The sequence below is a fragment of the Pirellula sp. SH-Sr6A genome (assembly GCF_001610875.1).
Classification (GTDB): domain Bacteria; phylum Planctomycetota; class Planctomycetia; order Pirellulales; family Pirellulaceae; genus JBKCUI01.
In genome coordinates, this window is record NZ_CP011272.1 from 4,699,007 (window position 1) to 4,711,563 (window position 12,557).

Below are 12,557 nucleotides of genomic sequence, written 5' to 3' on the forward strand. Positions count from 1 at the left end.
CCACGAAACCTGTCTATGCACCGAAGTGAGCGAGTGCACGCTGTGGTTCTAGAAAAATGGGGCTAGTCCAGATTCTTGTCGAGGAAATGCAAAGACTCGCCTCCACGGCGTACCATGCGTCTTCGAAACCAAAACCCGCCCATCATCGCAGTTCCGATCAATAACGCAGAACTTGGCTCTGGTACCGCTGCGACTGTGCCATTGAGAACAATGCCCCCGTAGTCCGGATGATGGACCAGCCTCCAAGTTCCCGCCGACGACTCCGCGGCAAACCCATAGATTCGTATGTCCACCGTATCGGTAACGCCGGAAAGCCCCGTCAGACTAATGGAATGGTCTCGCAGCGCATCGCTGTCAGGCACAGAAAACGAATACTGAGAAGTGAAGGTGGAGAACTGATCAAGGCTCGTCCTGATTTGGAATTCTCGAACCCCGCTAAGAGACCGACGTTCCCCCAACACAAGATCTTCGAGATCCAGAGCGTAACCTGGCGCTGCCGTGACGGTGAATTGAAAATAGTCGGTCAAATCGATCGAAGGCATAGTAGTGAAACCGCTCGCGTTGAACGACCCGATTCCCGATGACGTATTGAGACCGGGCCCGCGCACGAGGGAAGTAGCAAAGACATTCGGTGCAACCACGGGCGACGTAGAAGCTTGATTACCCGGTTGCGAACTCACATCAAACGTAACGATACCCGCGTTTCCTACCAAGGTGCTGGAAAGGATCCAAGCCGTCCAGGCAAACAGACGGAGACCAACTGCATAGACTCGTTTCATCGCAATACTCCAAGTGACATATCTGGTTGAACCGGTCCAAAGGACAGGTCAACAGGAATCGAAACGACTATGAGAGAAGCACACCGATCACGGACGAAGACGAAAAGCGACCTTAGTTAGGTGCCAGCCTTCGGGGACCATCCAGGTCGTGCAACGAGAGCGTTCACAACGCGCGCGGTAGAAACCGCAAAAGAAAAGGGCGTGGGCATTTCCAGTTCCTCATGGAGATCGGGCGTACAACTCACATGTCAACTTCCATCACCATACAAGATTCCCCCGCGGAGATGCCACGATTTGGCGCATGATTTTTTTAAAAATAAGGAGAATAGTTTCGCTCGCACTTTGTGTTAGACACTGCTGAACTGGGCCGAACCGACCACGGCTGTCTTCAGCCCTCAACAGATTTGCATCGCCTGACGCATCGCGCAAACTCAGAAACCTATCCCACACCCCTGCCTTCAGACGGCGTTTGAGGCAGGTGATCTCCGCGAGAATGTCGCGAATCGAGCGGTCGTTCGTTTGCGTCATAGATCCTGAAAGGATCCAAGCTTGTAGCCGGGGGTCGAACGTAAGCGACACCCCCGGTCACCCCGCGCCTTCTCCTATCCCGAAGGGATTAAAGATTCATCTTGCATCCCGTTGGGATGCGTCCAACGAAATCCACCGGGGGTATCGCTCGCGCTCAACCCCCGGCTAATGGCTCAAGTCCTTTCAGGACAAAAGAGCTAACCGGTCGGCATTGTGGATCTGTTGTCCTCAACAGATCAGCATCGCCTGACGCATTGCACCCGTTAAGAAACTTCCCCCCGGACTATGGACCAGAGAGCTTGGGGGGAGAAGTGGTTTGGTCGATAGAGCGGTGGTCTATAACGCTGGAACGGTCGAGGACGACCGTTCGACATTGTCTAGCCGTCGTCCATTGTGGATCTGTTGTCCTCAACAGATCAGCATCGCCTGACGCATTGCACCCGTTAAGAAACTTCCCCCCGGACTATGGACCAGAGAGCTTGGGGGGAGAAGTGGTTTGGTCGATAGAGCGGTGGTCTATAACGCTGGAACGGTCGAGGACGAACGTTCGACATTGTCTAGCCGTCGTCCATTGTCGATCTGTTGTCCTCAACAGATCAGCACCGCCTGACGCATCGCGCAAACTCAGAAACCTATCCCACACCCCTGCCTTCAGACGGCGTCTGAGGCAGGCGATCTCCCCGAGAGCGTCGCGAATCGAGCGGTCGTTCGTTTGCGTCATAGATCCTGAAAGGATCCAAGCTTGTAGCCGGGGGTTGAGCGCAGCGACACCCCCGGTCACCCGAGCCTTCTCCTATCCCGAAGGGATTAAAGATTCATCTTGCATCCCGTCGGGATGCGTCCAACGAAATCCACCGGGGGTATCGCTCGCGCTCAACCCCCGGCTAATGGCTCAAGTCCTTTCAGGACAAAAGAGCTTAACGTTCGGCATTGTCGATCTGTTGTCCTCAACAGATCAGCACCGCCTGACGCATTGCACCCGTTAAGAAACTTCCCCCCCGGACTATGGACGGGAGAGCTGGGGGGGAGAGGTGGTTTGGTCGATAGAGAGGTGGTCTAGCGCGCAGAACGGTCGAGGACGACCGTTCGACAGTTTGACAGTTCACTTTCTAGCTCTGACTATTTAGACGTCTTTCCCCGTTTGCCAGCGTCTCCTTTGCCCTGTCCTTCTCCACCCGCTCCAGGACCACGCTTTCCGGGTCCAGGCCCCCCCTCGCCTTGCGCGCCAAATCCTTGCCCCTGCTGGCCGCCCCCGGGCTGACCGAATCCTCCTGGGCCACCTGCTCCAGGTCCAAAGCCTTGGGGACCGCGTCCCATTTGCTGCAATGCTTGAAGCTGCATAGGGGTTAGGATTTTGGCAAGCTCCGCATCCACGGTCGCTTGCAACTTCGCAATGGCGGCCCGTTGTTCTGGCGTCGCCTGAATCTGCTCGATCAAGGGATCAGGAAGTATGATGCCCGGGCGCATCATGAAACCCATCCCCCACCCCTGCCCTTGGCCGGCAGTACCCTGGCCACGCGGACCACCTCCACCTTGACCACGAGGACCACTAACACCTCCACCTTGACTGGACGCATTACCCGCTTGCCCCTGAGCAGCCTCCCCTCCCTTACCGCCTTGCCCCTTTTTCGCCCCCCCTCCCTCTCGGGGTGGTTGGGCCAACGATCCAGTCGCAATCATCCCAGCCATGGCCATGGCAAGTGTTATTCGTTTCATCGTTCTGTCTTTCCTGAGAGAAGAGTCTTTGTCGCCGTTCGCAATCGTACCGCAGGTCGCGCGTCGAAAGATCGAACAGCTCTAACAGACCATTAGATCCGACGTGCGACGGCAAAGTTACAAATATTCTCTCCTTATTTGATGCGAATAGGAGGACAACCCCTCCGCAGTCGTTCAAGCCATCAATCGGTACATGCCATACCCAAGCCAAACGGCGATAACGAATCCACTCGCCAAGGCAAATCCCCCCCATCGACGCGTCGCTTTCATCTGCCACCACATCGCGATACCACTAATCCCCCAAAACACCATGACAGCCGCCATGACATCCACCACGATCGCCCAGATCCACCGCGTTCCTCCGTCAGGGTGATAACCATGCGAGGTGTGCAATCGCAGCCAGAACTGACGCCACGAAAAAGACGTTGCAACGTTGTTGTCAACTGGCTTGGTGGAGACTGACCCCACCAACGCATCGTGCTTGCACTCCCAACTCTGGCCGTCGGCATCCACTTGAAATACCAATGCCGGGAGATAGGAAACGCGAAGGGAGGACGCCTGGACATCTAGTTCTGGATCTCGCTGGTTGGCGATCTTTGCAACCTGCGATTGGAGTCGTTCCAACAACCCTTCTTCCAATCGAAGAGGGAGCTGCTGAAGGGTCGGCTCCCCGTCGGACACCGGGCCTCCGTTTGAAGGCGTTCTCTTCGCTTGCACTTCAAAGAATGCTTTCCCCGTCGGAGATGCAGGATTCCCTTTGGGAGCGATCCGGAGAACCCCCGCCTGGCTTCCGGACATTGGCAAGGAATAGCTATAAGTCCTCTCACCCCGATCAAACGACGCTATCAATCCGCTGCCATCAAATCGCGGGGTCTTGCTCGTATCCAACCGAATGCGATCGTCTCCGTTCGAAAACCGTTCATTGAGTTGCTGCACGATCGCTTTGGCTCGTTCTTCCGGTTTCCAAGCCCGAGTCGCCCAATCGTCGGGTAAGAGGGATTGGGAAACAGACTCCACATCCACCGGCGAAAAATGAGCTGGATGATTGAACAGATAAGCGGTTACTCCATAGAGAAACACCCACGGAATCAATGCGAGCCCCAGATACAGGTGACAGCGTCTCAACACACGAAAAAGCAATTTGATCGTTCGATTGCGAACCATAGATTAAGAGGAGTCAGAGGGTTGTTAACAACTGCAGTCAATCAGAGGCGTCCAAGCCGCTGCAGAAGTTCCATGAAACACTGGGATGCGTAGCGCGTATCATACTCGTCATCGACGCGAACGATTCGCCCATCCTGGAATTGAAAATGCAGATTGACCCAAAACGGTGGCATCGGGTGGGACTCGAAGAAGACCTGATCCTCATAGCGTGCCACGATGCGATGATCCGACTCCAAATAAACCGGCTTTAAACTACCCCGCGTCCGCGAGAAAACACTAAAAAAGAGATCAAAGAACAATTGCAATCCGTCTCGGCCTCTCCAGACTCCCGCGAAAGGTACTTGCGCGTTATCCCCTGGGCAATGCAACTCCACGTCCTCCGAAAATATCTCACCACAATGCTGCATCATGGCAACTCCATGTCGATCGTACGCGTCGACAAATTGCATCGCCATCGTTAGCTGATTCAGAACCAACTCCTGCACTGCTACTCGGCGTTCCGCGGTCGACAATGCCTCTGCTAGATCGTGCAAAGTGCTAATGCGAAGGAATCCTCCCGCTTCTGCTTTTCGAATAGCCCTCTCCGAATAACCTGACCGGGCCGCAAGATCGAGTTGCGTCATCCCCGCCAGCTTCCGAAACTCGGCAAGCCTCCGTCCGTTCACAACCCATCCCGAATTGTTCATCGCCAGAATCTCACTCGTTGGTTATGCGAAGAATACGGTCATTATAGGTATCCGTGATCCAAAGCTCTCCGGTCTTCGGATGAATCGATACCCCGTGGGGACGAGCGAGCTGACAATCCAGAGGCTCACCACCTACTCCAACGTCTCCCCGCTGGCCCGTTCCTGCAATCCGCTCAAGACGATCGATTCGCGGATCATATCGCAAGACCACATGGTTTTCTGCATCGGCTATGACCACGCGGTTTTCGAGATCGATGCACAAATGCTTGGGGCCAAAAAGCCGCCCATCGGCCCCCGTTGTTGTCTCGAGCTTCACTCCCTTTTCACCCGAAGGATTGATCAATGTCCTTATACGTCCAAAGGGGTCGACGACGCGCAGCGCATTCCCATTCCTCTCCAACACATAAACATTCCCAAGACGATCCGCCGCCACCGCACGCGGATCCACAAGCGGGGATTCGGTGGCGAGCGCCCCATCTTTCGGAATCCCTTTCTTTCCATTCCCGGCGACGACCTCTATTGCCCCATCTCGACAATCGATTCGCAGTACCTGCCTCAAGTCGGCGACGAACAAGTAGCGTCCAGTGAAATCGATCGTCGCGCAGTAAGGACCGTTTCTCCTCGCTTGCTCCTCTGGCACCGCGTAACCCTTCAGACTCTCCACGATCCCCGTACCAGAATCAAAGGTTCGAATCCGCCCATTCCAAGTATCCGCGATGTAAAGGCGTCCCGAAGGAGCCATGGTCAGATTATGGGGCCCCTGAAATTGAGCCTTCAAACCATCGCCACCATCCCCGAAAAACCCAGGCTCTAACTTTCCTGCTCGATGCCTGAGAACGCCTTCCAGATCGATGCTCAAGAGGCGATTCCCTGCTGCCATTTCAATGATCCAAGCTGTCCCGTCGGCCCCCCAATCCAAACCGAATGGCTCATGCAGCTTTGCCTCCGTTGCTGTTATCTTCACTTCCTCACGTTTGCCGCCCGCCACCAGTTCAATCACTTGCTTTTGGATCGGAACACTTGGCTGCACCTTTTTTCTCAATACCCGAATGCGGTGGGTCTCGCTATCACCGATCCATACCGATCCATCGTAATCGACAAAGATTCCATGCAGCCTCGCTAATTGGCATCGCAAGGGATCACCGTCGGGTCCATCCCCTTTCTCACCTGTACCCGCCACCAACTCCAGGATTCCACTATCCGCTCGAATCCGCCGAACCGAATGGCTTTCCGTGTCAGCCAGCCAAACGTTTCCATCCGCATCGATAGCAATCCCCTTCGGTCCCTTTAGTCTGGCTTGCGTGGCAGGCCCACCATTCCCATCGAAACCGCTCTCGCCTGTCCCGGCCATATGTTGAATCGTACCGGCCTTGCTATCGAACCGGAAAACTTGATTCCCTTCGCGCGTGGCCAACCACAAATTACCGTGACGGTCAAAATCAATGGAACGGGGCCCCTTCAGCGGAGTACCAACAATAGGAGCAACGTCGGGAGTAGGCCCCGGTTTTCCTGTCCCTGCATAAGTCGTGATCACCCCTGTTTCACGATGGACTCGCCGGATCACATGGTTGCCGATATCGCAAATAAAGAGATCGCCATCGGGGCCGAACTGAATGCTGTGCGGTTGCTTTAGCTGCGCCTGGCTCGCCAATCCGCCGTCACCCGAATAACCAGGGGACCCCGTCCCCGCGATGGTGGAAATTATGCCGGACCGGAGGTCGATTTTACGCACGGCGTGATTGGACATATCGACCACATAAAGATCCCCTTTCGAGTCGAACCGGATTTCGTGCGGCAGATTAAATGTCGCTTCGAGCGCAGGTCCACCATCACCCGAGTATCCCTTCTCCCCCGACCCGGCGATGGTTTGAATCACCCCGTTAGGCAGGATCCTTCGAATCCGCTGTCCCGTGTACTCACAGAACCAGATTGCATGATCCGGTCCTCGAATGACTCCGAACGGATTATCCAGCTTGGCCATGCGAGCCGGTCCTCCATCCCCGCTGTACCCCTGCTCACCCGTTCCCGCAAACGTCTCTATCGTCCAATGCTCCGGACTCTCCAAAGGCTTCTGCGAACTTCCCGCAAGTGGCTTCTGAGCCGGGAGCAGCTTTAGCATCGCGTCCGCGAATCCAACTCCAATCCCTCCTAAGATTTTTGCAGAGCCTAAATAATGGAACTCCAGATTCGAGATCCCTTTGACAAGGATCTCTCGCTCCCGATCGGTAAGCTCCTGCTGCACCAACTCGTCGGCGACCTTTCTCTCCTCCTGCGCCCCGAGCTTGCGCTCTTTTGCCAACTCCTTGGCGCGCTGGCGAGTTCGATTCTCTTTCGCCTTGGCATCCGAAAGTTCTTTGTCCCAAAACGCTTCTGTCCGGATGGCCACGACATTGTTTTGAAACTCGGGCAATTTGGCGGGCGCTGCCATCGCATCCCGAAAATGATTGTGCGTCGCTTTGTACCTCTGTTCATCCGGACCATAAAGCTCCGTTGGTCCTCCAACCCCCAAAACGCCAATCACAAACGGGAGCTTCGGCGCATGGAGATCGGTCCTCACATCGCGAATGAAATGGGCCATGGTTTCACTGTAAGCATCGTACCCCCCCGGTTTGTCCCGGTTCGGATACGCTCCAGAGTCGACCATGTCGTTCCACCCCTGAAACCACACAAAGCCAGCCAATTCGTAGCCTTCGTCAGGCCGATACCCCGGGACTACTCGCGGGATATCCGATAGCACGTGCTTCACATGCTCGATCATCATTCGATAGTAAACACCCGTCCCCTTCTCTTTCTCGGCCCGAACGGCATCGATGTCTTTCCCTTGTTTCTGAAGATTGGCCAACTGCTCGGGAGGAAACGGATAGGCTCCCGCACTTGGAGGCCGAAAGTCCGTGTGCAGACTCTTTCCCCCCCAAGCAGTCTTGATGATCAAGATGGGACCCTCGAGTTCCTCCTCCATCCTCAATCCAAACGTATATTCTGGTCCCAGCTTCGGACCGTTTTGGTTCGCGCCATAGCCGACGGACAGCAATCCTGTCTTCTCGCTCTCAGCGTTGCCCAGCGAGGAGATCCAAACGCGTTGGCAAACCTTCGGTGAGCCATCTGCCGTCTCGATCAAGTCTCTCAGTGGCTTCGCATCCGGGGAAATCTTCAAATGCTCCAATGTCCGAACATGCGCATGCCCCTGCATGTTCGATTGCCCAGCTAAGACAAAAATCTTCAGTGGCTGGGCCTGCGCCTCCTTGATTCCTAAACTCCAGGCCCCCCCCAGCATGGCGATGCACTGCAGCAGACGTACTAGAACGGGGAGAGCGGCGGTAAATGATTTCATCATGGAGAGCAAAAAGGGAGATAGGCGACGGCGTCGACAAAGGGATTTAGTATAACCAAGCCGAAAGGGGACCGCTGACCTGCCACCTATCCCCGACTCCCATCCCCGTCTCTCCTAGCTGCTTCCCAAGCTAGAATCCTCATGAGAACGGTTCGGGGGAAGGTCAACATACTAGAAACCTTAGTAAGGAACGATCGATGCGATCCATCAATCCCTTTTTCCATTTCCATGCGAACTTATTGCGTAGCATGGTCTGGTTCGCGATGAGCCTTGCTTTCTGTTTTGGTGGAGTTGCCACACAAAGCGTTCTCGGAGCCAAACCGAACTTCGTGGTTTTCCTATCCGACGACCATTCGCAACGCGATTCGCAACCCTACGGTGCAACCGACATTCGCACCCCCCACTTGATGCGACTTGCACAACGGGGACTGCTATTCGAACAAGCCTTCATTGCCAGCCCTGCTTGCGCTCCCAGCCGAACCGCCATGCTCACCGGACGCATGCCTGCGAGAAACGGGGCTGAAGCCAACCACAGTTACAAACGGGACGATGTTCTCTCGCTCCCCAAGTTCCTACAAGAACTTGGATACGAAACGGCCGCCTTCGGGAAAGTAGCCCACGGCAAGACAGATATCTCGAGGCATGGCTTCGATCGCTTCGAGGAGAAACACGACATCGAAACGGTTCGGGCCTTTTTAACTTCCCGCGATGCAAACAAACCTCTTTGCCTTTTCGTCGGTACCCACGAACCCCATGTCCCTTGGCCTGAAAACCGGGGATATCAACCTCGCTCTCTGAACCTTCCCCCGACGCACATCGATACACCGGAGACGAGGAATTTCCGCAGTCGATATTATTCCGATGTGACCGAGGCGGATCGACGACTCGGGGAAGTCATGGACGCGGTCGACGAGCTGCTCCCCAAAGAATCCACCGCTTTGATCTACACCAGCGACCACGGAGCCCAATGGCCTTTCGGAAAGTGGAATCTTTACGACGAAGGGATCCGAGTTCCATTGCTCGTCTCGTGGCCCGGCGTCGTTCCAGAAAAGGCACGCACCCAAGCCATGGTCCAATGGATCGATCTCTTGCCGACCCTCATCGATCTCGCGGGCGGCGTTCCCCAACCCGACTGGGACGGCAGATCGTTCACACCCATCTTGAAGCAACCCGAAGGCGCGCATCGCCAAGAAATCTTCACCACCCATAGCGGGGACGGAAAGATGAACGTTTATCCCATTCGAAGTATCCGAACCAAGGAATGGAAACTAATCTGGAACCTGCACCCAGAATTCGCACACACCACACACATCGATAAAGCCTTGGCTCGAGATGGCGGGCGATACTGGATCTCTTGGTTCGAGAAAGCCAAGATGGACGAGAAAGCGGCGGCGACGGTGCGTCGATACCATGAACGCCCAGAATGGGAACTCTATTACCTCCCCTCGGATCCTTGGGAAACAACCGATGTCGCATCCGATCCCACCCACGCCAAAACCATGGCCAACTTGAAAGCAAAGCTAAAGCAATGGATGCTGGAGCAGGGAGACACGAAACAAGTTTTCAACGAACCTCGACTCTTGTCCGATCCCACTTCGACCGTACCCGGTGAGAATGCACACACCGACACGCCCAACGCCCCTGTTGCGAAACCACAAAATCCTCCTAACACGAAGTAACCCCCAAGCGAGTCTTGTAGAATCACCATGAAGCATTTAAACACTCCATTGCACCTAAGCCTTTGCGCGTCGGTCTTTATCCTGCTTGCCGTGACAACTCCGTGGGTATGGGGTCAATCCACGGGGGCTCCGAAATCGATCGATAGCGCCTTTCGGGAGTGGCTCGACGAAGAGTGCAAACGCCACCCGATCTTTGCATCGCAATTAGGGAAACGAGACTACGATGGATTGATGGATGATCTTTCCCCTGCGGCTCGCAAATCCGACCGCGAACGGGATCAATCGGTCCTAGCCGAACTGAAGACGAAGTTTCAGGGGAAAGAGCTAACGCGAGATGAACAGATCGATCTCGAGATTTGGCAAAACTATCTGCAGTACCGGATCTGGCAATCGACGCAAATGGATGATTTCGCCAACGATCCGAGGGTCTATTTGTCTTACTGCTCCGACAGCGTCTTTGGACTTTTCACGCAATCCTCTTTGCCAAAGCACCGAAATATCGCCAATGCCGCCTCCCGCATGGGCTTCGTCCCACAAGTCATCGCGGCAGCCAAACAATCGATCCAGAATCCGCCCAAAGTGCTCACCGAAATCGCGATCAAGCGCACGGAGGGTGCAATCTCCTTTTACGAGCGCGAGATTTTTGAACTGGCAGACGAATCTCCGCAGCTAAGCTCGCTGGCGACGCCAGCTCGGGCGGCCGCAGCGGCCTTGAAGGAATTCAAAACCTACCTGGAGAAGGATGTTCTCCCCCGATCGACGGGTGATTGGCGAATTGGCAAGGAAAAATTTGCCGAGAAGCTAGCGATGGAATTGGACGCAGGCCTCACCGCGCAGGACGTTATTGAAACGGCGGAATCGGAAGCAACTCGCGTCGAGCGGGAGATGTACTACGTTGCCAAACAGCTTTGGAGCTCTCTCTTCCCAAGTAAAACACTCCCTCCCGAGGATGAAGCGGGCAGACGCGACACGATACGGCTTGTCCTGAAGGAGCTGGGCAAGTCCCATGGGACCGAGGCGACGCTTGTCGAAGATGCGAAAGCCACCGTGCAGCGAATCAAGGACTTCATCGAAGACAAGAGAATCCTCACCCTTCCGAATCCCGATCAATGCGACATCATTTTGATGCCGGAGTTCCAACGAGGCTTTTCCGTGGCCTACTTGAACCCAGCCCCCCCTCTGGATCCCAGCTCGAAGAGTTTGTACGCCATTGCACCACCTCCTTCGGACTGGCCCGATGATCGGAAAGAAGCATTCCTGCAGGAATACAATTCGGCCATGCTTCAAATCTTGACCATTCACGAAGCCTATCCTGGTCACTATGTGCAATTGGACTACAGCAATCGATCGCAATCGCTGGTCCGCAAGGTCCTTTATTCGGGAGTCTTTGCCGAAGGTTGGGCCGTTTACACCGAACAGATGATGTTGGACCAAGGATACGGTGAAGGCGATCTATCGCTCCGACTCCATCAGCTCAAGTTCTACATTCGCGCGGTACTCAATGCGATCCTGGACTATCGGATGCACTGCACGGAGATGACCGATGAGGAAGCGTTGTCACTCCTCGTGGATCGGGGGTTTCAAACGACCGGGGAAGCGGTTGGAAAAGTTCAACGAGCCAAACAAAGTTCGTGCCAGCTATCCACCTACTTCGTTGGCCGCACCGCCTTCTACCGATTGCGTCAGCAAGTGCAACGAGCGCGGGGCGAGGGATTCGACTTAGGCCAATATCACGAAGAAGTCCTCTCCCACGGCACCTTGCCCGTGAAGTATTTGCCCGAACTGGTCAAGTAGTCGTTGGCAATATGCTGTCCACGATCGTCGATCTGTTGTCCTCAACAGATCAGCATCGCCTGACGCATCGCGCAATTTAAGAATCTTTCCCCCACGGACGATGGACCGGAAAGCTCGGGGAGAGAGGTGGTTTGATCGATAGAGCAGTGGTCTAGCGCGCAGAACGGTCGAGGACGACCGTTCGACATTGTCGATCTGTTGTCCTCAACAGATCAGCATCGCATGACGCATCGCGCCAGCTAAGAATCCTTCCCCCCCGGACGATTGACCAGAGAGCTTGGGGGAGAGGTGGTTTGATCGATAGAGCAGTGGTCTAGCGCGCAGAACGGTCGAGGACGACCGTTCGACATTGTCGATCTGTTGTCCTCAACAGATCAGCATCGCATGACGCATCGCGCCAGTTAAGAATCTTTCCCCCCGGACGATTGAACAGAGAGCTTGGGGGAGAGGTGGTTTGATCGATAGAGCAGTGGTCTAGCGCGCAGAACGGTCGAGGACGACCGTTCGACATTGTCGATCTGTTGTCCTCAACAGATCAGCATCGCATGACGCATCGCGCCTGTTAAGAATCTTGCCCCCGGACGATTGACCAGACAGCTTGGGGGAGAGGTGGTTTGATCGATAGAGCAGTGGTCAAGCGCGCAGAACGGTCGAGGACGACCGTTCGACATTGTCGATCTGTTGTCCTCAACAGATCAGCACCGCATGACGCATCGCGCAAACTCAGATACCTATCCCACATTCCTACCTACAGACGGCGTTTGAGGGACGAGATACCCACGAGAGCAATGCCCATCGAGCGATCGTTCGTTTGCGACATAGATCCTGAAAGGATCCAAGCTTGTAGCCGGGGGTTGAGCGCAAGCGACACCCCCGGTAA

Annotated in this window: 7 protein-coding genes; 2 read left to right on the forward strand and 5 right to left on the reverse strand. The window is 55.1% G+C overall.

All coding sequences use genetic code 11. From position 1 onward, the window contains the following. Positions 1–62 precede the first annotated feature (62 nt). From VN12_RS17980 to VN12_RS18000, 5 genes are all read right to left on the reverse strand, one after another. On the reverse strand, positions 63–779 hold the full coding sequence (locus VN12_RS17980) for a PEP-CTERM sorting domain-containing protein (RefSeq protein ID WP_146678131.1): 717 nt from the start codon (positions 777–779) through the stop codon (positions 63–65). 1,647 nt (positions 780–2,426) lie between these two features. Then, positions 2,427–3,023, reverse strand: coding sequence for a hypothetical protein (locus tag VN12_RS17985; RefSeq protein ID WP_146678132.1), 597 nt, complete (start codon positions 3,021–3,023; stop codon positions 2,427–2,429). Positions 3,024–3,197: 174 nt separating this feature from the next. Then, on the reverse strand, positions 3,198–4,187 hold the full coding sequence (locus VN12_RS17990; protein WP_146678133.1) for a hypothetical protein: 990 nt from the start codon (positions 4,185–4,187) through the stop codon (positions 3,198–3,200). Between the two features lie 41 nt (positions 4,188–4,228). After that, positions 4,229–4,873, reverse strand: coding sequence for a nuclear transport factor 2 family protein (locus tag VN12_RS26230; protein WP_146678134.1), 645 nt, complete (start codon positions 4,871–4,873; stop codon positions 4,229–4,231). A gap of 10 nt (positions 4,874–4,883) precedes the next feature. After that, positions 4,884–8,207 carry a sialate O-acetylesterase gene (locus tag VN12_RS18000; protein ID WP_146678135.1) on the reverse strand — a complete coding sequence of 1,108 codons (3,324 nt, stop codon included), beginning with the start codon at positions 8,205–8,207 and terminating at the stop codon, positions 4,884–4,886. 194 nt (positions 8,208–8,401) lie between these two features. Between VN12_RS18000 and VN12_RS18005 the strand changes: the two genes are divergently transcribed. Next, positions 8,402–9,883, forward strand: a complete 1,482-nt coding sequence (locus VN12_RS18005; RefSeq protein ID WP_146678136.1) for a sulfatase — start codon at positions 8,402–8,404, stop codon at positions 9,881–9,883. A 27-nt stretch (positions 9,884–9,910) separates the two neighbouring features. Continuing rightward, a complete protein-coding gene (locus VN12_RS18010; protein ID WP_146678137.1) occupies positions 9,911–11,677 on the forward strand; it encodes a DUF885 domain-containing protein in 1,767 nt (588 codons plus the stop codon). The last annotated feature ends 880 nt before the right edge of the window (positions 11,678–12,557 follow it).